The sequence below is a fragment of the Embleya sp. NPDC020630 genome (assembly GCF_044334985.1).
Classification (GTDB): Bacteria; Actinomycetota; Actinomycetes; order Streptomycetales; family Streptomycetaceae; genus Embleya.
Genome location: NZ_JBIRUB010000001.1, coordinates 894,234 through 917,101, shown reverse-complemented (window position 1 = coordinate 917,101; position 22,868 = coordinate 894,234). Strand labels below are relative to the sequence as shown.

The following is a 22,868-nucleotide window of genomic DNA, read 5'->3' as shown; positions in this document are numbered from 1 at the left end:
TCGTGGCCGTACGGGCCCGGCGCCGGAAGACCGGCACCGGGCCCGTGCTCACACCGGGACTTCCTTCCACTCCTTCACCGTCAGCGTGTGGGCGACCTTCACCTCGATGCCCTTGGGAAAGCGGACTACGTTGTCCAGTGCCGCCACGATGTCGTCCGCGGACGCGTCCGGGGAGACCTTGCAATGGTCGAGCAGGAAGAGCGCGGTGGCCTTCACGATGTCCGGACCGGTGCCCCGGGCAAGCGGAGCCGGGATGTTGCCGATCCGGGTGAAGATCTCCAGGACTTCGTCGTAGGGCGAGAAGGAGTAGAACTCGCTCATGTAGTCCTTCGACACCCACCCGTCCGTGATGTCCTCGGGCGCGAACTCGGCGTAGTGCGTCATCTTCGGTAGCTTTCCGAGGACCGGTTTGCCGTCCACCGCGAACAGCGTGAAGACGAACTTGACGTTCCCGAGGGTCCGCCAGTCGTCGGACTTGGTGTTCTTGTTCGGCGTCGCACCGGCCTGCTGGGCGGTGGCGACCAGGTGGTCGTAGACGTCGAAGTGCGACCGGATGACGTCGAAGTCCGGGGGCGGCAGTTTGCCGTCCTTCCCGGCGGCCACGGAGGTGTAGTGCCGGAACGTCCACGGTCGCCCTTTCAGCAGGGCGTCGACGCGCGCCGTCTGTACCGCATCGAGGGAGACCTGTGGAATATGGTCGTTGAAGCAGAACGGCTTGCCCTCGGGGCTGAGCTTGGTGGAGAAGTAGCCGCGCGATACGGCGGCCATGAACTCCCAGGGTCCGAGGGCGCACAACGCCGGGTAGTGGTCTCCGAGGTGCTTTCGCACTGCGTCGCGGTCCTTGTGCTCATCGCGCAGGAACGTGCCGAAGGCGTCGTTGTCGTCGGGCATTCCGGTATCCGCCTGGGGAAGTCGAGTCCGGTCGGGTCGGGTTCAGTTCGGCACCGGGGCGATCTCGTCGAACCGCACGCCTTCGGGGGAGGCCCAGGCGAAGGCGAACCGGAGGGGTTCGCCCTTGGCGCTGACGACACTTCCCTCGAAGAGCATGCGTCGGTCCTTGGCGTGGGCGCCGGGTGCGGGGTATTCGAGCGTCGCGATGACGGCGCCTTCGCCGCTGTCGGGCTTGCGCCCGCGTACTGCGAGAAGTGCGTCTCGGCCGGCGACGTCGAAGTTCGCGGTGAAGCCCGCTTCGAGGGTCTTCACCGCCCCGTCCACCCGCAGCCGGACGAACACCTGGGACAGATGCGCCTGATCCAGGACGCTGCCGAGGTCGTGCCCGACGTTGTCCCGGATCCAGGTGCGGATGCCGGCGGGCAGGGTGGCCGTGTCGACCGCGCCCGCAACGCTGTAGCCGCCGCCGGTACGGTAGTCGGCTTGCAGGACTGCCGCGATACCACCAATCGTCCCGCTGAACTCGGCGGCCACCGCGAACGACTTCGCCTGTACCTCCAGGACGAGCACGATCGTGATGAGCGTGAACAGGTCGGTCGAGACGACGGGGTTCTTCAGCCCGACAGCGATGCGCACGGTGCCGGAAACCGGGCGCTTCGCCGCGTGGTCGATGCCGAGTTCGAGGCCGGTGAGGGCGAAGTCCCCGGTGACGAGGTCGGCGACCTGGTCGGGCAGCGCGGCGGCGGGCAGGCGGTCGCGGAACGGCAGGAGCGCCAGCAGGTCGCCGAGCCCGGACCTGCCGGCCGGAGCCGCGAAGTCCGCCCGGACCGCGCTGAATCCCGGCGTGTCGCCGCGGACGACGAGCCGGTTCGCTCCCTCCGGAGGATTCGCGGGGGCCAACCGTGCCGCGCCGCAGACCTCCAGCGTCGGATCCCACCGCGACGCCGGTGCGCGCAGCACCACTTCGGGACCGGTGAGGCCGAGGTCGCGCAACACCGTGAGCGGGCCGGAGTCGAGCAGCGGCGACTCCCAGCCGTCCTGGGCGGCGTAGACCTCCAGTCCGGTGATGTCGGGTGCGCCCGCCTCGTGCCGGAAGCGGATTTCGACGGCGCAGGACCGGCCGCCGACCGAGGCGGTGCCCCACAGGACCAGACGTGCACCGTCGTGGTGGGTGTGCGCCACCTTCCAGTCTGCGCCGAGGTAGCGGTCACCGAACAAGGCGGTGCCGGCCGGGCCGAGCCCGACCTGCGCGGCGGTCAGCCGGATGTCTCCCGCGATGTTCTGCTTCACCCAGTCGACGGTCAACGGCATGGCGTGTGCTCCCTCTGGGGTTCGGTAGCGTCCGCGCGCCTCACCCTGCCACCCGCAGCAGACGTGGGCGAAGCCGCCGACGCCACAACCACCCATTTGGATGCACCGTGTGACACCACGCACCAGAGCCGTCGATCGGTCCCCCGCCGTCCGGCATCTCCGTCAAAGCCCTGACGGACCGGGTGCACGACCGCCTGAGCGTGCCCGAGCCCCCGCTCCCTGGACGCGGTCACCACCGATCTCCCCACCCTGCGGATCGAGAAGCCGGTCCGCCGACGACTGGGTCTTCCAGGCCGCGGTCGTGGCCACCGGGCCGCGCACCGGGTCGAACAACGCCTTCATCGGCGCCTTTCCCAGAAGTTGGTGGGCCCGTCGTAACGCGCTGCCGCTCGGTCGGTCGGCGTTCGGATCTGTCAGGCCCGCACAAGCGCTCGGCGGCATCCCCCTTTCGCGCGGGAGCCCGGCGATGCCGCCCGTTCAGGTGAACTCCCGGTCGGTCGGTGGACTCGGTGTGCCGGCTGCCGATAGAACCACCTCGACCAACCGGACGGTGGCAGGCGGTCGGGGAGTCCGGGAGCACCGCGCGCGGTGAAGGCGGCGGGAACCCCGGTATCCGGCCATGCCGGATCGTGCCGCTGCCGCCCGGGCTCGTCGCGACGACCGGGCAGGCGCCGGCGGAAGGAGAACAGCCTTGTCCGACACACCGGATTCCTTCGGAGACCTGTCCATTACCGGCTCCGGCATCCCCATGAAGTCGATCGTTGTGGGCAGCCGACGGCTGGAATCGGGCGTCGGGAAACACATCCGCGTGGGCGCCCTCGCCGCCTGGATGCGCGAGCACCTCGGATGCGCGATCACACTCCCCCCGCTGCTGGAGGACACCACGATCGACAGGCTCGCGGTGTTCATCGCATCCACCGGAACGAACTCGCAGACGCGGCGCTCGTTCGAGTTCGATGCGCGCCTGGCCGCGTCGGAGATCGGCACCGGCCTCCATCTCGAACACATGCACGTCGGCTACGCCACGGGCGGCATGGTGAGCGTCGGTGTACGGGTGGGCCTCGAGCTCTCGGGCGACAACCCCAAGACGGTGCACTTCGAGGGCGAGGTGGACACCGACGGGTCGGGCTGGAAGATTTCGGCGGACTGGAGCAGCGACGGGGGGCCGGGCGTATCGCTTGCCGCCGTCGCCGAGGCGCTCGGAGTCGACCGGTGATACACGCGCCCCGGGGCGGTCACTTGGGAGTGTGCGCACACCGCGAGGCCGCGAGATGCCGGACGACCAAGGCATGCCGCACCTTCAGGTTGTCACGGCACTTCTTCGCTCCGGTGGTGAACCCCGCCTCGTAGTGCTCGACGATCTGCTGCGTGGTGCCCGGCAGGTTCAGGCGAGACCTGATCGCCTTGGCCATCTCGTCCAGCGTCGATTCCGCCCATTCCTTTCCCTGGTGGAGGAAGTCGCTGCACCCGGACTTGTCGAGCAGCTCAGTACCCCAGCCTTGGGCGCCGATCACGTCCAGCCGTTGGACAGCGGACTTCCCGATCAGCACCAGCATCCGGGGCAGCACCAGATTGCTGTCCAGTTGGAGCGGCTCGCTGGCCGCGACGTTCTCGGTGCTCGCGTACAGGGCGAGGTGACCGCCGACCATCCGGCCGGCATCCAAATGGCACGTCACGGTCAGGCAGGAGTCCACATGCCCGTAGTCGATCTCTGTGCCGGCCGGTGTCCCACTCGCGGCACCCTCCGTGATGAGCAAGGCGGCCTGCCCGTCCGCGACATGCCTGGTGGACGCGTACATGGGCCACTCCTCGGAACACAGGGCGGATGCGGCGCACCACACGCGTTCCGCATGATGCGCGACCCCACGATCGCACCCGGACACCCGTCAGGAAAAACGGCGGCGCATCCATTCGGGTTACCTGCAGACGCTCCACCCTGCCGCGCGTGCGACCATCGGCGGTTCGCGCCGATGTGTTGCACAACGCGTATGAAGAATCCCCACTCCGGTGAACCGGGCTGTGCGGCAACGCTACCGCCGCCCGCTGACGCGAGGTGGCCGATCCCGCAAGGCATCGTGGACGCTGCCCGGGCCGCGCCGCTTTCGGCCCAGGCGAGCGGAGGACCGCAGCGGATCAGCGCGGCGCCCGGCGTGGCGAAGCGGGTACGCGGCATGCGTACTCCCGGGGGTCCGAACGACGCGGAGGGACATCGCCCCCGCTACCCGCCGGACGGATTCCGGCCCCTCCTCGCACGCGATTTCACCGGGGTGGCGCACCACGGCGCAGGAGGCGCCACAGCGCGGGCAGGCTCGGCAGCGCCGCAGCGAGGACGGCGAGCGCCTCGATGCCGGTGACGGCTGCGATGAACCCACGTCGACCGCGACGGGTTGCCCGGCCGGCGCGAGGAGCAGCCGGCCGATGCCTCCGCCCGCGCCGATGAACGCCGGATGTCGGTGAACTTGCGGGCCTGTTGGTGCGTGTCCACTCCACTACTCCGGCGGCCGAGTCGAGTGTGATGCAGGCGGTGATCCGACGGGGGAGTCGGCGAGGGCGCCCAGGGTCCACTGGTCGGCAGAGTCCGATCCGGATAATTGGTGGCCGTTTGGGCTGTGTCTTCTCAACGGCGGGTTCGGGGTGGGTGTTCCTGGCCGTGAATGTCCCTCCCGTCGGGAAAGGGGATATCCGCAACCGGCCGACGATCACCCTGAGTCCGACAAATGCGTCGGCTCTGCCGGATGCGATCGGCACATCGGCGACGCACACGACAACTCTCACCGTGCGCCGGCGAAGCGGATCTCCACGTCACACGGTAAAGCGACACACAGTAAAGCGGCACACCGAGGCAGGGTGATGCCGGCCTTCACCGCGGTGTCGTCGAGTTCGATGCCGTCACGGAAGCTCTGCACGTGGGGCAAACCGGACGTCGCCACCCTCGACTGGGCCCCAGTCGGTGAACTCGCCGAGCGGTCGCGACGACCTCGTCCGTCTCGACAAGGTGGGCGGGATGGCCAAGAGATCGGAGCTTCGTCGCAGACCGGGAGGGCGACATCGCGAGCCCGTGGCTACTCCATGACGAACCCACTCGTCGCCACGGCGGAGCTGAGCGCCGCCGGCACGCACGCGTGTGCCCGACCCGCTTCGAGCGACGCTGCCGCCAGGAGCGTCAGGTATCCGAGACAAGAAGCCTTGCCGGGTGCGGCCTTCGCGCGACCGCTCTCCAGCCGCTGCAACGTTGCCACGGAGATTCCCGCAAGCTCTGCTGCCTTGTGCTCGTCGAATCCGCACTGTTTCCGCACGTCCGCGAGCTCTGCCGCATGCTCTCGACAGTGCACCGGCAGTTCGTCCAATACCTCCGTGGCAAGTTGCTTGCGCACGTGCGCGACCAGGTGGCCCACGCGGTCTCTCCGCGAACCCAGGAGGAGCACGGAGGCCCGGGCAACGTGGTCGCGCCTGTCCTCACGGTCATCCCGTGTGGCCGCCCGCATCACGGCTGCCCGTGCGCGGGCGCATTCGCGGCGCTCGGCACTCGAGTCACCAAACGTTCCGTGGACGATGCTGGTGCACGGCAGGGAGTCGTCCACGAGGGTCTCGACGTATCCCGCGCCGGCGATGGCATCGTCGCACTGGCCGATCCTGGCAACCTGCGCAAGGACGTGGTCGCGCTCGCGAGGGGTGAGCACTCGTGCCAGGGCCGAAGCGGCGGCGTGCGCCTCGTCGCGTCCCGCCGGCTCGAACCCGGAACCCCAGCCTCGGAACATCGGCGTCTCCGCCGACCCCGGCAGGATCTCGGACAGCGCCTCAAGGGCGTACGGGCTCCAGGCATTCATCATCAGCAAGAGCTCCCGCCAAGCGTCCGCCGACTTGTCGTCCGACCATGTCTGCCGAGGTGCGGGCGGCGCCAGCATGGCACCGAAGGTACCGAACTGTGCGGAGCTCGTGGGGTTGTCCGCGAACCAGTCGGCGCTGCGGACCAGAGTCCGGTGTGCGTACTGGATGGCGGCGTACCAACCGAACAACGCCTCCCGATACTCGGCGGTTCGCTGCTCGGACATCACGGAGAAGTCCGACCCGACGCGGTCGGCACGGCAGTGCTGCGGACAGTCGGCGTCGGACAGTCTCCGCAACGCCGTAGCCGTCTCCGGGGAAGGAATGAGAGCGGTCTCCAAGTGCTCGGCCTTGGGGCCGCGATTTCGTCGATCCTCCAGATCGACCTCGAGGAAGCGGCGGAAACGGGGATTGCCGCGCCACTGCGCAGCTTCCGCCCGCACGTGCCAGTCCTCCGTCCACACGCCCGTCGCGATGACCTCGCGCAAGCCCGTCACCAGGTCTGCGCGCAGCTGACGCCCGAAGGCGACGAGCACACCGAGCTGCCGCGGATCACCGTGCAGAGAACCCATCACCAGCTCGACATCGCGCTGCCGATGGTCATACCGAGCGAACATCCACCCGCCTCGAATACGGTTCCACATGCCGGCGAACTGCCGCGGCACAAACCTGCATCATGCCGCAACGAACCGATGGATGGACTCGATTGCGCTGCACTGCAGCAGCACGGGCGTGGACAGGCTTCGGCGGTGCCACGTCAACCGAGAGTCTTGAACCTGGCTCCCTCGGAGCAACCAAGCCCTCCAATTGCTGAGCACGGTCAGCTTCAAAGCTGCTGAACTCCCACACGCTGGGGACCATTTGGGGACCACACGCTATACGCAATACGGCACGATATAGCGAAAAGTGAACGTCACATCGGGCAGCAAAATGCCCCTGACCTGCGGAAATGCCCCATCTCCCTGACTGGGGGTCAAGGGGTCGCAGGTTCAAATCCTGTCGTCCCGACGGTGTTCAAGAGGCGCTGACAGGGGCAAAAGCCCAGGTCAGCGCCTCTTGCTGGTTTAGACCAATTACCGGTTGGCAAAGGTCTCGAAACCCGCTTGGGGACCATTTGGGGACCAGCCGGGGTTCAAATGCACCTGAAGCGCCTCCGAAGCACTGGTCACCAACCGCAGTTCGGGATGCAAATACCGCTGCGTCTAGACAACGACCCGTGCCCGGCGACCTTCCGCAACACATGCACCGGCACCCCCGCGTCGGCCATCCACGTCAGCCCGGTGTGACGCAGCCCATGCCGCACCAGGAACTCGTAGCCCGGCGCCGCGACCACCTCGCCCCAATGCGTCGCATCCCGCAGAATCGCCGTCGTGATCCGCCCTCCGCGCGGCCCGGTGAACAACCGCGTCATCGGATCGGGATCGGGCCCGGCCAGCGCGATCCGGTGGAGCACAAGCGGGCGGACCTGCGGGATGATCGGCACCCATCTTCGACGCTTGCCCTTCGTGCCCTTGTCCACCAGACCGCCCGGCGACGTCGTCTGGCGGCACAGGTCCCACATCCACGTCGTGGTGTCGATGTCCTTGATCCGCACCCCGGACACCTCCCCGATGCGGGCCGCGGTGCAGCCGGCGAACCGCAGTCACCCCACCTCCGGTAGCGCCCGTGCGAGCGCGCGACGAGGCGTCCGCCAGGCCGTCGAGCGCGGCCCAATCCCTCAAGGCGAGCGCACGGGGGTTGTAGAGCTCGTCCTCGGCCGTGCGATAGGAGTACTGCCGGCCGGTGACGCGAACGGGATTCGTCTCGATCAACCGGTCCTGCTGGGCCTGCTGCATCATCCGCACCAGGATCGCGATCGTGTTCTTGACGGTCTACAACCCCGCCGCGTCCTCGATCCGGCCCGTACACGGCCCAACCACCGCGCCGTTGGTGATGGTGTGCACGGCCAGGCGCCCCAGGCGCCGCACCACCCGCAGCCGCCACACCGTGCGAGGGCAGCGCGCGCCATGCACAGGGGGCTGTACCGGTGAAGGTATTTATCTCCAACACCTTCGCGACACCCGTCGCCGCGACCAACATCGCGAAGAACTGCTTTTCCTCGGGCATGACCTGCATCGTTTTTCCGGCGGGTAACTCCGCAGTCGTCCGTCGTGGATCGCGGAGAATTTCGTCCTCCCGGAATGAGAACTTTCCGATGTACTCGAGAAGTTCCGGTCCGCCGTACCGAAGACCCTGGACGAGGCTCCGGTGATGATTCAATACGCCGTGCCATACCGTCGATCGGCGCGCGTTCGAAGCAGTGTCCGATGCCGGTCCACTTTCGGGGTGGTGCCCCGGCCCGCGGGCGGCCGGGGCCTTTTTCGTCAGCCGTTGGTGAGCGGGTGCAGGTAGAAACTCTCGTTCGGGGCGGCGCGGTTCCCCCATTGGTCGCCCCACTGGACGACCCAGGCGCCGTCGTTCCGGTTGTTGCCGGCGATGTTCGCGTAAAGCCCGGTGGCGTTGTTGCGGAGCATCGTCAGGTTGGGCATGCGTGGATTCGGGTGTTCGAGGGTGAAGTTCTGGGTGTCGCGCTGGTTTCCGCCGGAGCCGGGGACCCCGTCGATGTCGTGGCAGTCCCAGATGTTCAGGTAGTCGCCCCAGCCGGACTGCTGTCCGCGGTTGACGTCGAGGCACTTTCCGTTGTCACTGCTCATGATTCGGTACATCGGGTGCCCGGTCGAGGTGGACGTCCCGATGGCCTGGAGGCGCCAGCGCTGATTGGCCGCGCCGTTGTCGTGATAGGTGATCACGTGTGTGCCGTTGGTGTTGTTGCCCTGGAAGACGTCGAGGAGGCGATCGCTGTTGTCGGCGTGGATGGTCAACTCCGGCGGCAGGGCGCCGGCGCGCAGGGCGGTGAACGAGACGGGCCAGTGGTCGCTGCCCTGGTTGCCGTGGACGGTGGCCTGCCAGTCCTCGGTGTTCACGTTGCTGATCATGTAGTCGAGTTCGTTGCCGCTGCGCTGGGTGGCCTGGCCGCTGTTGTAGACACGGGCGTCCGGCGGCAGGGTGATCCGGAGCGCGTCGGAGGGGTCGCGGTTGAAGTCGCCGGCGACGGCCCAGTGGTTGAGCCCCCGGCCGGTGGCTTCGTGGGCGACGTTCTCGACGAGTTGGCGGACGTCGAAACCGCTGCCGGCCGCCGCGTGGATGGACGCGAACGCGACGTCGTCGGTGGGGCGGGTGACCATCAGCGCCGGGCGGTAGGGCCCGTCGACCTCCACGATTTCGTTGGGCATCCAGGCCGTGACCATGCCCAGGTTGCGCGAGGTCGTGTAGAGGATGAACAGGCTGCGGGTGACACCGCGAGCGACGTCCCACTCGTAGTGGTCGATGGTGTTGCCGATGGTGCCGACGTACCGTGCCCCGGCGGGCGGTTCGTTCGGCACCTCTTGGAGCGCGAGCACGGTGTTGTCCCGGGCGAGGTTGGCGGCCCCTTGCCAGCGGTCCCGACCGACCTGCATGTTCCAGGTGGCGACACGGTTGGTCTCCGGATTCGCGGCGTAGGCGGTGCCGGTGGCGACGACGCCGGTAAGGACCAGGGTGCAGAGCAGAATGAAGCAGGGCAGAACGGCCACCGTGCGGCGTGGTAAGGACATGAGTGGCTCCTCGAGGGTGACTGCGCGGAAGACGTAGGCCGAGGAAGTGTGTCGGGGTATCCGGTTTGCCGGGAGAGCCGGGCGTCAGCGGGTATCGGTGGCGCCCGGCTCGATCGCACGCCCGACACTCCCGCGTGGCGTGTGGTCGCTCATCGTTTCCTCCCGGGTTCGTCGGGCCGCCTACGGCCCATGACCCGAAATGTAGAAATAGCGCCTGCCTCGTCGCCCCCGTCAAATGACTCAATTGCGGGGCCTGGCCCGTCGGGAGTGTGGCCGTGTCGCGCCGAGTCGGGCGGGCTCACCGCCCATCGCGAACGACACTCCGGTGCACGAAAAACCGATCATTTTGTCGTCGAAATCACAGGGTGAACGCCGAACTCGCGCCCGCCGCAGGCATCCTGTCGATATCGGCCACGCTCCGGGCGACACTCGCAGGGCACACCGCGCCCGCGATCGGCCGCAACGTGTGTCGGCGGGACGGCACGCGCGTTCGGCGTCGAACGCAACGGACTTCAGGAGGTGTCGTCATGGGCGACCACACCGGCGACCACACCCGGTTCGGCGCCTCGGCCGACGGCCGGGCGTCCGACGCGGGCGACGGCGCGTTGATCGGCCGCGAGGCCGACTTGGCGCGGCTCGACGCCTTCCTGACCGATGTCGGGCACGGTGGTGGGTCGTTGGTGCTGCTCGGAGAGCCGGGCGTCGGGAAGACGACACTGCTCACGGCGTTCGCCCGGCGGGCCGAGGCGGCCGGGATGCGCGTACCGCACACCGTCGGCGTGCAATACCGGGCACGGACCGGATACGGGGCGCTGCGCCGGCTGCTGACCTCCACTCCCGACGTGCGGACCGGGATCGCCGGTATGCCCGTGCTCGCTGCGGCGCTGGACCTGGAACGGGCCGCCGCTCCCGGGCCCGAGGCGGTCTGCGAAGCCGTGGTGTCGCTGCTCGCGGATCTTTCCCGCGACCGGCCCACCGTGCTCGTACTGGACGACGCGCAGTGGCTGGACCCGGCCAGTGCCGTGGTGCTCACGCAGGTGGCCCGCCACCTGGCGGGGGTCGGGGCGGGCCTGGTCTGCGCGGTCCGGATCGGCGACGAGGGCTTCTTCGAGCATGGCGGCCTGCCGCTCCACGAGTTGGGCCCGCTTACCGAGGCCGCGTCCGAGGAACTCCTCTCCCGCCGCTTCCCCTCGCTCGCTCCGAGAGTGCGCCGACGCCTGATGGCCGACGCCGAGGGCAACCCGCTCGCGTTGCTCGAACTCCCGGCTGCCCTCACCGACTCCCAGCGCAGCGCCGGTCGGGCCCTGCCGAGCCACATCCCGCTCAGTCGACGGCTGCGGTCGACCTTCGCCTCCCGGATCACCGTGTTGCCGGCGGCCACCCGACATCTGCTGCTCGTGGCGGCGTTGGAGGGCAGCGGCAATCTCCTGGTGGTGCGCCGGGCGGTGGCGGGGCGCTGCGATCTCAAGCATCTCGCGCCCGCGGAGCGGGCCCACCTCGTCCACGTCGACGACATGACCGGACGCCTCGAATTCCGGCACTCGCTCATTCGCTCGACCGTGGTGGACCTGTCCACCAGCGACCAGCGGCGCAGTGTGCATCGCGCGCTCGCCGAGGCGTGGGCCGGGGTTCCCGAGCAGCGTGTCTGGCACCTGGCGCAGGCGGCGGAGGAGCCCGACGAGCAGATCGCCGCGCTGCTGGAGGAGACCGCGGACATCAGCGCCCGCCGCGGCGACGGGCCGGGCTCGGTGGCCGCGCTGGTCCGCGCCGCCGACCTGAGTCCGGCAACGGCCGAGCAGGCTCGGCGGCTGGCCAAGGCCGCGTACGTCGGTGCGAACATCACCGGCGACCTGCGCGACGTACCCCGTCTGCTGGACCATGCGCGTCAGGCCGACCCGGACGCCGACTCGTTGGCGGCCACGGTGGCCGCCGCGATGTATCTGCTCAACAGCCATGGCGATGTCGACACCGCGCACCGCCTGCTGTCCGGCGCCATCGCGCTCCAATCCGAGCCCTACGACCTGGCCGACCCCACCCTGCTCGAAGCGCTGTCGACCCTGCTCATCGTCGGCGTCTACGGTGCCGGGTCACGGCTGTGGGCGGCCTACGACGCGGCGCTGGCCAAGTGCACCTCGGTCCCGGACACACTGCGGCTGCTGCGGGCCACGTTCGCCGACCCGGCTCGGGCGCGCCCGGGCGACTGGGCCCGGCTCGACGCCGCCGTCGCGGCCCTGGTCGAAACCTCCGATCCGGTCCGGATCGTACGGATCGGCACCGCCGGGGCCTACGCCGACCGCCTCGGCGCCATGGAGGAACCGCTGTTGCGCACCGCGCGGGGTGGACGCGGCGGCGAGAACAACTTCCCGGCCATCCAGGCCTCGTTCCTGTGGGGCAGCCACGCCTGGCTCACCGGCCGGTGGGCCGAACTGCGCGACGTGGTCGGCAACGGGCTGGCGCTCTGTGCGGAGTTCCACTACCCGCTGCGGTCGTGGACCGGAGAGTTCGTCCTCGCGTGTGTATCTGCGGCGTGCGGCGATTACCCCACTGCCCGCGCCCTCGCCGACCGGATGGACCAGTGGGGCGGCTCCCGGCGCGCGCACGCCATCATCTGCTATGCCGCGCACGCCAAGACGATACTCGCGCTCTCCCGGGGCGACTTCGAGACGGCCCACCACCACGCGTGCCGGATCTCGCCCGCCGGGACCCTCGCCCCGTTCGTCGGACACGCGCTGTGGGCGATCCTGGACACCGTCGAGGCGGCGGTACGAACCGGTCGGCACGACAGGGCGCGCGATCACGTCGCGGCGGCCCGAAAGGCGGGACTCGACGCGGTCTCGCCGCGCCTGCGCATCGTCCTGCGCGCGTCCGCCGCCATGGCGTGCCGGAACGACGCCAAGGCCCTGCGCTGGTTCGCCGAGGCCCTGGCCGACGAGGATGCCGAGCGCTGGCCCTTCGAGCACGCCCGCATCCGGTTGTACTTCGGCGAACGGCTGCGGCACGGCGGCGCACTCGCCGCAGCTCGGCCGCACCTGGCCACGGCTGTGGAAACCTTCGAACGGCTCGGCGCGACCCCCTGGGCACGACGCGCGGAACACGAACTGCGGGCCTGCGTCGGTGATCACCTCGCGGGCTCGCAGGATGGCGCGCTCACCGCTCAGGAGTACCGGATCGCGAGCCTGGCCGCGACCGGCCTGACCAACAAGCAGATCGGCGAGCGGCTGTTCCTGTCCCCGCGTACGGTCTCCTCCCACCTCTACCGGGCCTTCCCCAAGCTGGGCGTGACCTCTCGGGCCGGGCTGCGCGATGCGCTCGACGGCACCGTGCTACCGAGGTAGCCCTCGATTTGCGTCAAATGACGCAAGAGGCCGCGCAGTTCACGCTCCTACGTTCGGTGCCACGGGCTGGGTCATCCGCGTCATCAGCCCCGCAGGACTCGGGAGGAAACGATGAGCGACAACGCATCGCGGGGGAACGTCGTCCTCGTCCACGGCGGCTTCGTGGACGGCGCCGGCTGGCAGGGGGTCTACGAGGCCCTGACCGAGGACGGGTACAACGTGGCCGTCGTGCAGAACCCCACGTTGTCGCTGGACGACGATGTGCTCGTCACCCGGCGGGTGATCGACGCGCAGCCGGGACCGGTCACGCTCGTCGGTCATTCGTACGGCGGCGCGGTGATCACCGAGGCGGGCAACCACGACAAGGTGACGGCGCTGGTGTACATCGCCGCCTTCGCCCCGGACAAGAGCGAGTCGGTGAACACCCTGATCGCCGACCCGCCGCCCGGCGCGCCGGTACCGCCGATCCTGCCGCCGGTCGACGGCTTCCTGCTCCTGGATCGGGAGAAGTTCCCCGAGTCCTTCGCCGGCGACCTGTCGCTCGCCCAGGCGCGGTTCCTGGCCGACTCGCAGGTCCCCTGGGGCGTGGAGGCGCTCGCCGGCGCGGTGGCCACCCCGGCGTGGCGGACGAAGCCGTCCTGGTACCTGGTCGCCTCCGAGGACCGGATGATTCCGCCGCCGGCGCAACGCGCCATGGCCGAGCGGATCGGGGCAACGACGGTCGAGGTTGCCGGCAGCCACGCGATCTACGTCTCGCGGCCCACCGCCGTCGCCGATCTGATCAAGCAGGCCGCAGGCTCCTGATTCGACGCCTGCGCATCCCCCCGGCCGCCCGCCGTACCGGGCCTGCCCCGGCCGATGCGGCGGGTGGCACATGGCCCGTTCACCAACCCCGACGGCACCGCCGGAACCGACCTGTACGTCCGGCCGGACACGGTGGGCACGGTCTTCTCCGGCGATCTGTCGAGGACAGCCGATCCGGCTGATCGCGGCAGAGCAATGGCTGTTCAGTGCCTCCGTGTTCGCCGACATGAGCGGTCCTGCCGTGAACGAGCGCAGTCGGCGTCCAGCCGGGTTCCTGCGGATGAACTTCCATGACAGCGGCGGCGAGAGGCGAGGAGCGGGCGGATGAGGGTCTCCATCGTGGGAGGCGGGATCGCCGGGTTGACCTGCGCGCTGAGTCTGCACGCGGCCGGGTTTCGGCCGCGGGTGAGCGAGGCGGCGCGAACCATCAAGGCGGTGGGGGTGGGGATCAACCTGCTGCCGCACGCCGTTCGGGAACTCGCCGAGCTCGGCCTGGCCAACGAGTTGGCTGCCATCTCGGTGCCCCCGGATCGGTTGGCCTACCACGATCGGGCGGGTGAGCCGGTGTGGACGGAGCCGCTCGGACTGACGGCGGGCTACCGGTGGCCGCAGTACTCGGTGCACCGCGGTCGCCTGCACCTGATGTTGCTGACGGCGGTACGCGAGCGGCTCGGTGCGGACTGCGTCCGCACCGGCCTGGCGTTCCGAGGCTTCGAACAGACGAGGGATGGCGTTCGGGCCCACTTCCTGGACCGGATGAGTGGCGCGCCCACGGTGGAGGACGCCGACGTGCTGATCGGCTCCGACGGCATCGACTCGGTGGTCCGCGCCCGGCTCCACCCGGACGAGGGCACGTCGCGCTGGAACGGCGTACACATGTGGCGCGGTGTCGCCCGACATCCGCACATCCTCGACGGTCGCTCCATCGTGGTGGCCGGCGGCACTCCGGGGGCGAAGTTCGTCGCCTATCCGATCGAGGACCCGGCGGCCCCGGACGGCGACGCGCTGCTGAACTGGGTACTGGAGGTACGGCACGGGCGGGCCGCCGAGCCCCTGGACCGCTCGCACCGTCGGGTCACCACGGCGGAGGCGCGCGCCGGTCTGGCCGACTGGAGCCTGCCATGGATCGACCCGGCAACACTGGTCGAACGCTCCTCGACGATCCTCGAATATCCGATGCTCGACCGCGACCCGCTGCCGCGCTGGAGTTTCGGACGCGTCACCCTACTCGGCGACGCCGCACACCCGATGTTCCCGATGGGCATGAACGGCGGATCGCAGTCCATCGTCGACGCACGCGTCCTCGCCTGGTGCCTGGCCCGCGACCATGACCCCGTAGCCGCGCTCGACCGCTACGACCACATGCGTCGACCGGTGGTCAACGCGATCGTCCTGGCCAATCGGAACCTGGGACCGGAAGAGATCATCGCGCGCGCCGCCGAACACGGCGGGCCGCTGCCCGTCGCCCGAGCGGAGCGGATCGCGAACACCTACAAGGAGCTGGCCGGCGCCACCGTGACACAGGTCAACACCCACCCATCATGGACGATCCCGCACCACGCCCAGAATCCAACCCACCCGGAAACAAGCGAACCGTCCACCACAGACGCCAACGAACTCCCCACAGCACCACCGAGAACGAGGACGTAGCCAATCGATACCGACCTCGTCGATCGCAAACCGCGCCCGCCAAGTCACCCACACCCCCGAGGTCCGAATCCTCCCGATCCGAGCGCGTCCCAACCCGGAATACCGCATCCCAACCTCGAGCGCCGGGATCAGGACATCGACGCATCACTCGCCCGACTCGCGGTGCTCCGGCTGCCCACCACCGGCGCGCTCGACCTGCAGGCAGGGTAGGACGGTCCTCGCCGCGCGGGTCCGTTCCAGATGACCCACACCCTCGACGGGCTCGCCGCAAGTCGCTCGCGCGTACCCCGCGCACATGCGCGTCCACAGTCAACAGGCGGGGCATCCACGCTAGTCGGGTGGTGCCGACACCAGTCTCGGAGGGCCCCGGCCACGTCGTCTTCGAACTGGCTCCCTCTGAGCAAACAAGACCTCCACCTGGCGAGCACGGTCAGCTTCAAAGCTCCTCAACCCCCACACCCTGGGGACCATTCGGGGACCACACGCTATATGAAATACAGCACAATATAGCGAAAAACGAACACTGAGGGTCAAGGGGTCGCAGGTTCAAAACCTGTCGTCCCGACCAGCGTTTACGCAGGTCGGGGGCCGTCTTCTCAGAAATGGGAGGGCGGCCTTTTCCGGGTTCCGGGGCGTGGTGGTCGCAGTGTGGTCGCACGACCGCCGCTCGGCTTTGGGGCTCACGAGCGATCAGCCCGCGACCGCAGCCGTGTAGAGCGGTTTGAACAGGTCGCGCAGCCGGGTCAAGTGGTCGCGATGTGGTCGCAACCGATTCGGCAGGTGCCTCGCCACGTCCACTTCCTCGGCACCGGCGAGAGCTTCCTCGATGGCACCCGCGGCACCGTGCGCGGCCTGCCGCGTCCAATGAGCGCAGATGTTCGCCGTCGTCGACAACGTCGAGTGTCGCCACGTCTTGGACATCACCGTCAGCGGCACGCCCGCGGTGATCGTCAGCGTCGCGGCCATGTACCGCAGGTCGTGCATAGTGGTCCGGGGCACGCCGGGCATCGGCAGACCAGTGGCGGAAGCGGTCCGGCAGCGTCTGCGGCCGCAACGGTCGGTCATTCGCGCGAGTGAAGACAAGACCCGAACGGATCCGCCGGATCGACCCGACCGGAACCGCTCGCACGAGCGCGCCGCTGCAACGCGGCCGCGACCCGTGGCGAGATCGCGACCCGGCTCCTGCTGCTGCGCATCTTGGGCGCGCTGATCACCAGCCGGTTGTTGTCGATCGCCGAGAGCGTGTAGCGGACATAGAGAACACCCTCGTCCAGGTGCACGTCGGCCCAATGCAGGCCCAGCGCCTCGCCCTTGCGCATCCCGTCCCGATCAACACCTCACACAGGTCCGCCAACAGCGGATCACCTTCGTGACAGCACCGCAGAAACCGAACCCCCGCCTCACGAGCCGACCACGCCACCCGCTCCGCCGCCCACAGCCGAGGCACAATCGTCGGCCGCTGTCGCGGCCCTCGCGGGTCCGGCGCCACCTCATCGGTGATCACGAACGACGCCGTGACGGACAATGCCGGGATGACCCAACCCGGAATCCGCGTCGCTGCATACGTGATCCGGTATCACGCCGTTCCCGAGTTACTGGTGTTCGACCACGTGGGCATGCCGCCCTGTCGAGTCGAAGTCCGAACCGGGGTACTCGGACTCCGCGGTTTTGCACCCTCGAAGACTGGGACTCCTGGCGCTGCGGCCTTGGATCGTGACGTTTTGTGCGGCGGGCGTCGTCCAGGATCACCAGCGGGCGACAAGCGTTTCTTCGTCACCCCGGCTGCGGTACAGCCAGGTGGTCCCCGGCGCGACGGCTCCGGACAGGTAGCCGACGATGGGTTCGCGCTGGATCGCGCTGTCCAACTCGCCGAGCAGCTTCAAGGCGTTGGGCAAGGGGAAGAAGGCCGCTTGTTCGATGTCGTTGTCCCCTGGCGTGATGTTCCCCGACCACTGGTCGATCTCGAAGGCGGCGGCAAACGCCGATGGGTGCCGTTCGGAATCGATGTGCAAGAGGAACGCGGTACGCACCGGGTCTCCCACGAGCAGCCCGGTCTCCTCCCGCAACTCGCGCCGGAGAGCTTCGTGCATGAGTTCGCCGTCCTCGACCCCGCCGCCGGGAAGCGACCAGAGCATCTCGCCGCCGGTGCCGAGACTCTCCCGCACAAGCAGGATCTCGTCGTCTCGGCGGACGATGCCGATGACCAACTGCACTCGGGGTTTGGGGGCCTTCGGATCTCCTGTGGTCATGCCTCGGACCGTACGTGAAGGCCGCCGGCTCGCCGGTGGTTGGGGCAGCCGCCATCCGTCTTCGGACTCGCGGGCTCGGCCTCGAGGACAGGACGCCTACCGGCCGTGCTCCCCAGGTCCCCTGTCGTGGGGCCCAGTGCGGCCCGGCTGACCGTAACCGCCTTTGTGCAAGCCAGCGTTGAGCACCCGAGAAGGTGATGAACGACATCGCGGATCCATCGTCTGACCCGTTGTCCGGTGAACAGGGCATCTCGTACGCTCCGCAAGCCGGCTCTCTTCAGGTCGGCGACAACCGCATAGTTCGAAGTCCAGGGGAAGCCGGTCGAAGTCCGGCGCTGACCCGCAACCGTAGGCGGTGACCGGCAGGCCACCGCGAGTCGGAACACCTGGATTCGTACGAGTTGAAGGCTCCAGCTGTCGTGGACTGCATGCTGAGGCCCGGATTTCACGTCCGGCGATGTCTTGTCGGTGGATACCGGGGGTGCGCGGTCCCGAGAGGAACATCGCTCGGCCCGGTCGGCGTCGCTCTCGCCGCTCGTGCCGACGCCCGTCGCACGAAGGGATCCGCGTGTGAAGATTCGTGGAAACAAGGCTCGAACAGGTCGGCTGGTCGGGGCGCTCGCGCTGCTTGTACTGCCCGCCACCGCCCAGATCACCGTGAACGCCCCGGCCGCCTACGCCATCGATCCCACCAAGGGCTCCGCCGGCGTCTGCCCGGACGCCAACGGCGTCACCGTGATCGTCGACTTCCAGGAGCTCGGCGGGGCCACGCTCACCCGCTGTGCGCCCGGCGACCAGGCAACGGGCTTGGCCGCGCTGAAGAACGCCGGCTTCCAGATCCAGGGCACCAACCGCTGGGGAGAGGCGTTCATCTGCCGGATCGAGGGCAAGCCCGGCGTGGACACCGAACCGTGCGTCAACACCCCGCCGGCATCCGCCTACTGGTCCTATTGGCACGCGCCCAACAACGGCACGTGGACCTACAGTTCGTGGGGCGCGAGCGCCCGCAAGCCTCCGCTGGGCAGCTTCGAGGGCTGGTCGTTCTCCAAGGACAAGACGACGAGCACCAACCCGCCGCCGCGCGTGGCCCCGACGCGCCCGTAGCACCGGACGAACCGCCGAAGTCTCCGAGGCAGCCTCGTCCTTGGTGTCGCGACCGCGTTCGTTCCGACAGGATCACCGCCCGAGGGGGCACGCCGACCGGGACGAACGCGGCAACGCGCCACGAGGACCGACTCGATCGCAGCGACGCCGGCTGCGTCCACGTCTTCGAACGTACTCTCGCCGTCAGGCGCGTGCACCGGGCTCCCCCGGGTGCCTCTTGTGCGTCTACTGAGCTTTGCGGATCCGGTTGTTGGTGTTCATCGCGTCAGGGCGGTTGCTGCGAGGAAGCCGTTGAGGAGTGCGGGGCGATGTTGGATGTCCCGCAGCCCTTGGCGTGCGACGGTGACGAGCTCGTCGAGGGTGCGGGCGCCGAGGTTGGCCAGGGGCCCGCTCTTCAGGTGCGCCCAACTGCCTTCCACCGGGTTGAGGTCGGGAGAGTACGGTGGCAGGAAGACCAGGGTGAGCCAGTCGACGCGGTCGGCGAAGGCGCGCATCCGGCGGCTGCGATGACTGCCGAGGTTGTCCCACACCAGAACGATGGGTCGATCGAAAGTCCTGTGTATGTCCGGGAGTTGGCGGATCAGCTCCCGGTCGGTGACCGAGCCCGGCACCATGCGGTACAGGAACTTCGGCAGCCCGTTCGGTGGGTAACAGCACCAGCCGACCAGCGAGGTCTTCGGCCGTTTCCCCATCCGCACCCGCAGGATCGGGGTGCGGCCCCGCGGAGCCCACGTCGCGCGGACCGGAGGCAGCAGCGACAGCGCGGTCTCGTCCGCGAAGACGATCACCGCATCCGTCCTCTTTGCGGTGGTTTTACCTGAGGCCACACCGTGCTCCTCCAGGTCGTCACCGCCTCCTCGTCTCGTTCCAACGCACGCCGGGCGGGCCGCTGCCGCGACCAACCGTGGGCCTTCAACAGCCGCCACACGCTCGACGGGGACGCGTAGACCACCCCGGTGACCTGCGTGATCACCCGCCCGACCCGCGCGAGCGTCCAGAGCTGCCCGGTGAACCCGGCCGCCTCCGGACCTGCCTCCAACACCGCCGCCACCTCGGCGAAGCCCTCGTCCGACACCCGCCGGTGGGCACCCGGCGGGCCGGCCGACCGCAACGCGTCCGCCCCACCGTCCACCCACGCGCGATGCCACACCGACACCGCCTGCGGCGACACACCCGACCGACGCGCCACCTCCGCCTGCGACACACCCTCCGCGAACCAACCAGCCGCCCGCAACCGCAACCTCTCCCGGCGCTCCCGCTCCACCGGGGTCATCCCCGAGCTCCCCATACAGCGGGTATGCCCACATTTGACACACCGTCAATCGGACCCGGAAACGTCAGTAAGCTGTCGCACGCAGTCGGTTCGCCCTGCCATCCGGGTAGGCGCGTCGCAAGAGGGAACCCGGTGCGAATCCGGGACTGCCCCGCAGCGGTGAGTGGGAACGACCGCCGTCAACAGCACTGGACCCGTTTCGGTCCGGGAAGCGACGGCCAGTAGGTGTCCGCCCTCGGTGGATGTGCCCGCGAGTCCGAAGACCTGCCACTGCCCGTGCGCTGTCGCAGCGCACGGAGAGCTCGGTGACCTCGTGGGCGGGTCGGCGGACAACCGGTGGGACACGTATGTGCGCGCGAATACGCCGACGTGGCCCGTGTGGTTTGCCATCCCTTCGTGCCTGCGATCCGTCTCCGGGATCTTGTCGACAGGCTCGCGAAGGAGAGTTCCGTGACCACCAAGACCGCAGCCGCGGCAGCCCGCGCCACCGTGTACGGCTATCCCCGTCAGGGCCCGAACCGGGAACTGAAGAAGGTCGTCGAGGGCTACTGGGCCGGCCGCACCGATGCGCAGGCGCTTCGGGACACCTCGGCCGAACTGCGCCTGGCCAACTGGCGGCGCCTCGCCGAGGCCGGCATCCACGAGGTGCCCACCGGCGACTTCTCGCTGTACGACCACGTCCTCGATACCACCGTCGCCGTGGGCGCGATCCCGGCCCGGCATCGCGCCGCCGTCGAAGCCGACGCCCTGGACGGCTACTTCGCCATGGCCCGCGGCACGCAGGACGTCGCGCCGCTCGAGATGACCAAGTGGTTCGACACGAACTATCACTACCTCGTCCCCGAACTCGGGCCGGACACCGTCTTCGAGGCGAACTCCGTCAAGCAGGTGGCCGAGTTCCGGGAGGCCGTCGCGCTGGGCCTGACCGCCCGACCGGTGCTGGTGGGCCCGCTCACCTACCTCCTGCTGGCCAAGCCCGCGCCGGGGGTCGCGGCCGACTTCCAGCCGCTGACCCTGCTGGACCGGCTCCTTCCGGCGTACGCGCGGTTGCTCGCCGACCTGCGCACCGCCGGGGCCGAGTGGGTGCAACTCGACGAACCGGCGCTGGTGCAGGATCGCAGCTTCGCCGAACTGGGCGCCGCCGCCCGCGTCTACCGCGACCTCGGCAAACTGACCGATCGGCCCAAGCTCCTCGTGGCCTCGTACTTCGACCGCCTCGGCGAGGCGCTGCCGATTCTGGCCAAAGCCCCGATCGAGGGCCTGGCACTGGACTTCACCGGCTCCGCCGCCGCCAACCTGGACGCGTTGGCCGCCGTCGGCGGGCTGCCCGGCAAACGTCTGGTCGCCGGTGTCGTGGACGGCCGCAACGTGTGGATCAACGACCTCGGCAAGTCCCTGACGACCCTCGGCATACAGCTGGGCTTGGCCGACCGCGTCGATGTCGCCGCCTCCTGCTCGTTGTTGCACGTGCCGCTGGACGCCGACGCCGAACGCGACATCGACCCGCAGATCGCCCGGTGGCTCGCGTTCGCCCGCCAGAAGACCGAGGAGATCGTCACCCTGGCCAGCGGCCTCGCTCGAGGCACCGACACCATTGCGACCCACCTCGCCGCCAACCGGGCCGACCTGGCCGCACGCAAGGCGTCCGCGCTCACCCACGACCCCGCCGTGCGCGCCCGCGCCGCCGCGGTCACCGACACCGACGCGCGCCGCGGCAAGCCGTACGCCCAACGGGCCGAGGTCCAACGCGCGCATCTGGGGCTGCCGTTGCTGCCCACGACCACCATCGGCTCCTTCCCGCAGACCGCCGAGCTGCGCGCCGCCCGCGCCGACCTGCGCGCGGGACGCATCGACGGCGTTGGGTACGAGGAGCGCATCGAGGCCGAGATCCGCGACGTGATCTCCTTCCAGGAAAAGGCCGGTATCGACGTCCTCGTCCACGGCGAGGCCGAACGCAACGACATGGTGCAGTACTTCGCCGAACAGCTCACCGGGTACGTCGCCACCCGGCACGGCTGGGTCCAGTCCTACGGCACCCGGTACGTGCGCCCGCCGATCCTGGCCGGCGACATCTCCCGCCCCGACCCGATGACCGTGCGCTGGACCGCGTTCGCCCAGTCGTTGTCCGACCGACCCGTCAAGGGCATGCTGACCGGACCGGTGACCATGCTCGCCTGGTCCTTCGTCCGCGACGACCAACCGCTCGGCGACACCGCCCGACAGGTCGCGCTCGCGCTGCGCGACGAAGTCAACGACCTCGAGGCGGCCGGGAGTTCGATCATCCAGGTGGACGAACCCGCGTTGCGCGAAACGCTGCCGCTGCGCGCCGTGGACCACGCCGAATACCTGGCCTGGGCCACCGAGGCATTCCGCCTGAGCACGTCCGGCGTACGCGCGGCAACCCAGATCCACACCCACATGTGCTACGCCGAGTTCGGCGACATCGTGCAGGCCATCGACGACCTCGACGCCGACGTGATCAGCCTGAAGGCGGCCCGCTCGCACATGCAGGTCGCCGGCGAACTCGCCGCCCACGGCTACCCGCGCGAGGCCGGACCCGGCGTGTACGACATCCACTCCCCGCGCGTCCCGAGCGCGGACGAGGTGGTGGACCTGCTCCGCAAGGGACTTGCCGCGATCCCCGCCGAACGTCTTTGGGTCAACCCCGACTGCGGCCTCAAGACCCGTGGCCGGCCCGAGGTCCGCACCTCGCTGGAGAATCTGGTCGCGGCGGCCCGGGAGGTGCGCGCGACGCTGCCGAACACGGCCTCCTGACCCGAGTTCGCCGGGGCGG

General features: G+C 69.2%; 17 protein-coding genes, 1 pseudogene and 2 riboswitches. Of the genes and pseudogenes, 6 read left to right on the top strand and 12 right to left on the bottom strand.

What is annotated here, in order from left to right; all coding sequences use genetic code 11:
- Positions 1 to 48 precede the first annotated feature (48 nt).
- Positions 49 to 891, bottom strand: coding sequence for a hypothetical protein (locus ACH4XV_RS03675; protein WP_395786632.1), 843 nt, complete (start codon positions 889 to 891; stop codon positions 49 to 51).
- Between the two features lie 42 nt (positions 892 to 933).
- Complete coding sequence (locus ACH4XV_RS03670) at positions 934 to 2,202, bottom strand: hypothetical protein (protein WP_395786631.1); 1,269 nt, start codon at positions 2,200 to 2,202, stop codon at positions 934 to 936.
- A 691-nt stretch (positions 2,203 to 2,893) separates the two neighbouring features.
- On the opposite strand from ACH4XV_RS03670, the gene ACH4XV_RS03665 reads away from it, so the two are divergent.
- Positions 2,894 to 3,418, top strand: coding sequence for a hypothetical protein (locus ACH4XV_RS03665; RefSeq protein WP_395786630.1), 525 nt, complete (start codon positions 2,894 to 2,896; stop codon positions 3,416 to 3,418).
- 19 nt (positions 3,419 to 3,437) lie between these two features.
- On the opposite strand, the gene ACH4XV_RS03660 is transcribed toward ACH4XV_RS03665, so the two are convergent.
- From ACH4XV_RS03660 to ACH4XV_RS03640, 5 genes and pseudogenes are all read right to left on the bottom strand, one after another.
- Positions 3,438 to 4,001, bottom strand: coding sequence for a hypothetical protein (locus tag ACH4XV_RS03660; RefSeq protein ID WP_395786629.1), 564 nt, complete (start codon positions 3,999 to 4,001; stop codon positions 3,438 to 3,440).
- 1,263 nt (positions 4,002 to 5,264) lie between these two features.
- Complete coding sequence (locus ACH4XV_RS03655; protein ID WP_395786628.1) at positions 5,265 to 6,692, bottom strand: helix-turn-helix domain-containing protein; 1,428 nt, start codon at positions 6,690 to 6,692, stop codon at positions 5,265 to 5,267.
- Between the two features lie 500 nt (positions 6,693 to 7,192).
- Positions 7,193 to 7,621, bottom strand: coding sequence for a tyrosine-type recombinase/integrase (locus ACH4XV_RS03650; protein WP_395786627.1), 429 nt, complete (start codon positions 7,619 to 7,621; stop codon positions 7,193 to 7,195).
- A gap of 446 nt (positions 7,622 to 8,067) precedes the next feature.
- Positions 8,068 to 8,451, bottom strand: a pseudogene (locus tag ACH4XV_RS03645) (hypothetical protein); the annotation flags it as partial.
- Positions 8,391 to 9,659 (bottom strand): RICIN domain-containing protein, encoded by a 1,269-nt coding sequence (locus tag ACH4XV_RS03640; protein ID WP_395786626.1) that lies wholly within the window; start codon positions 9,657 to 9,659, stop codon positions 8,391 to 8,393. The pseudogene ACH4XV_RS03645 and the gene ACH4XV_RS03640, both read right to left, overlap by 61 nt.
- 527 nt (positions 9,660 to 10,186) lie before the next feature.
- Here ACH4XV_RS03640 and ACH4XV_RS03635 point away from each other — a divergent pair.
- The 3 genes from ACH4XV_RS03635 (at position 10,187) to ACH4XV_RS03625 (ending at position 15,448) form a co-directional block, all read left to right on the top strand.
- The gene (locus tag ACH4XV_RS03635; RefSeq protein WP_395786625.1) at positions 10,187 to 12,994 is read left to right on the top strand and encodes an AAA family ATPase; all 2,808 of its coding nucleotides are present in this window, start codon (positions 10,187 to 10,189) and stop codon (positions 12,992 to 12,994) included.
- Positions 12,995 to 13,105: 111 nt separating this feature from the next.
- Positions 13,106 to 13,798: an alpha/beta fold hydrolase gene (locus ACH4XV_RS03630; protein ID WP_395786624.1), complete on the top strand. Its 693-nt coding sequence runs from the start codon at positions 13,106 to 13,108 to the stop codon at positions 13,796 to 13,798.
- A 324-nt stretch (positions 13,799 to 14,122) separates the two neighbouring features.
- Positions 14,123 to 15,448 carry a flavin-dependent oxidoreductase gene (locus ACH4XV_RS03625; protein ID WP_395786623.1) on the top strand — a complete coding sequence of 442 codons (1,326 nt, stop codon included), beginning with the start codon at positions 14,123 to 14,125 and terminating at the stop codon, positions 15,446 to 15,448.
- A 690-nt stretch (positions 15,449 to 16,138) separates the two neighbouring features.
- Here the strand turns inward: ACH4XV_RS03625 and ACH4XV_RS03620 are convergent.
- The 3 genes from ACH4XV_RS03620 to ACH4XV_RS03610 form a co-directional block, all read right to left on the bottom strand.
- Complete coding sequence (locus ACH4XV_RS03620) at positions 16,139 to 16,414, bottom strand: hypothetical protein (protein ID WP_395786622.1); 276 nt, start codon at positions 16,412 to 16,414, stop codon at positions 16,139 to 16,141.
- A 95-nt stretch (positions 16,415 to 16,509) separates the two neighbouring features.
- A complete protein-coding gene (locus tag ACH4XV_RS03615) occupies positions 16,510 to 16,767 on the bottom strand; it encodes a hypothetical protein (protein ID WP_395786621.1) in 258 nt (85 codons plus the stop codon).
- A 426-nt stretch (positions 16,768 to 17,193) separates the two neighbouring features.
- Positions 17,194 to 17,697: an NUDIX hydrolase gene (locus ACH4XV_RS03610; protein ID WP_395786620.1), complete on the bottom strand. Its 504-nt coding sequence runs from the start codon at positions 17,695 to 17,697 to the stop codon at positions 17,194 to 17,196.
- 254 nt (positions 17,698 to 17,951) lie between these two features.
- A riboswitch (cobalamin riboswitch) is annotated at positions 17,952 to 18,106 on the top strand.
- Positions 18,107 to 18,267: 161 nt separating this feature from the next.
- Between ACH4XV_RS03610 and ACH4XV_RS03605 the strand changes: the two genes are divergently transcribed.
- Positions 18,268 to 18,801 (top strand): flagellar hook-length control protein FliK, encoded by a 534-nt coding sequence (locus ACH4XV_RS03605; RefSeq protein ID WP_395786619.1) that lies wholly within the window; start codon positions 18,268 to 18,270, stop codon positions 18,799 to 18,801.
- 257 nt (positions 18,802 to 19,058) lie between these two features.
- On the opposite strand, the gene ACH4XV_RS03600 is transcribed toward ACH4XV_RS03605, so the two are convergent.
- Both ACH4XV_RS03600 and ACH4XV_RS03595 read right to left on the bottom strand, forming a co-directional pair.
- Positions 19,059 to 19,589 (bottom strand): IS630 family transposase, encoded by a 531-nt coding sequence (locus ACH4XV_RS03600; protein ID WP_395786618.1) that lies wholly within the window; start codon positions 19,587 to 19,589, stop codon positions 19,059 to 19,061.
- Positions 19,586 to 20,074 (bottom strand): winged helix-turn-helix domain-containing protein, encoded by a 489-nt coding sequence (locus tag ACH4XV_RS03595; protein WP_395786617.1) that lies wholly within the window; start codon positions 20,072 to 20,074, stop codon positions 19,586 to 19,588. Before ACH4XV_RS03595 ends, ACH4XV_RS03600 begins: the two co-directional genes overlap by 4 nt.
- A gap of 69 nt (positions 20,075 to 20,143) precedes the next feature.
- Positions 20,144 to 20,361, top strand: a riboswitch (cobalamin riboswitch).
- A gap of 163 nt (positions 20,362 to 20,524) precedes the next feature.
- Here ACH4XV_RS03595 and metE point away from each other — a divergent pair.
- Positions 20,525 to 22,849: a 5-methyltetrahydropteroyltriglutamate--homocysteine S-methyltransferase gene (gene metE, locus ACH4XV_RS03590; RefSeq protein ID WP_395786616.1), complete on the top strand. Its 2,325-nt coding sequence runs from the start codon at positions 20,525 to 20,527 to the stop codon at positions 22,847 to 22,849.
- The last annotated feature ends 19 nt before the right edge of the window (positions 22,850 to 22,868 follow it).

Excerpts from the sequence above, each read along its gene's own strand:
- ACH4XV_RS03625 (WP_395786623.1), top strand. The coding sequence starts at position 14,123 with ATGAGGGTCTCCATCGTGGGAGGCGGGATCGCCGGGTTGACCTGCGCG.
- ACH4XV_RS03615 (WP_395786621.1), bottom strand. The coding sequence starts at position 16,767 with ATGCGCAAGGGCGAGGCGCTGGGCCTGCATTGGGCCGACGTGCACCTG.
- ACH4XV_RS03670 (WP_395786631.1), bottom strand. The coding sequence starts at position 2,202 with ATGCCGTTGACCGTCGACTGGGTGAAGCAGAACATCGCGGGAGACATC.
- ACH4XV_RS03640 (WP_395786626.1), bottom strand. The coding sequence starts at position 9,659 with ATGTCCTTACCACGCCGCACGGTGGCCGTTCTGCCCTGCTTCATTCTG.
- ACH4XV_RS03620 (WP_395786622.1), bottom strand. The coding sequence starts at position 16,414 with ATGGCCGCGACGCTGACGATCACCGCGGGCGTGCCGCTGACGGTGATG.
- ACH4XV_RS03595 (WP_395786617.1), bottom strand. The coding sequence starts at position 20,074 with ATGACCCCGGTGGAGCGGGAGCGCCGGGAGAGGTTGCGGTTGCGGGCG.
- ACH4XV_RS03675 (WP_395786632.1), bottom strand. The coding sequence starts at position 891 with ATGCCCGACGACAACGACGCCTTCGGCACGTTCCTGCGCGATGAGCAC.
- ACH4XV_RS03660 (WP_395786629.1), bottom strand. The coding sequence starts at position 4,001 with ATGTACGCGTCCACCAGGCATGTCGCGGACGGGCAGGCCGCCTTGCTC.
- ACH4XV_RS03635 (WP_395786625.1), top strand. The coding sequence starts at position 10,187 with ATGGGCGACCACACCGGCGACCACACCCGGTTCGGCGCCTCGGCCGAC.
- ACH4XV_RS03610 (WP_395786620.1), bottom strand. The coding sequence starts at position 17,697 with ATGACCACAGGAGATCCGAAGGCCCCCAAACCCCGAGTGCAGTTGGTC.
- ACH4XV_RS03630 (WP_395786624.1), top strand. The coding sequence starts at position 13,106 with ATGAGCGACAACGCATCGCGGGGGAACGTCGTCCTCGTCCACGGCGGC.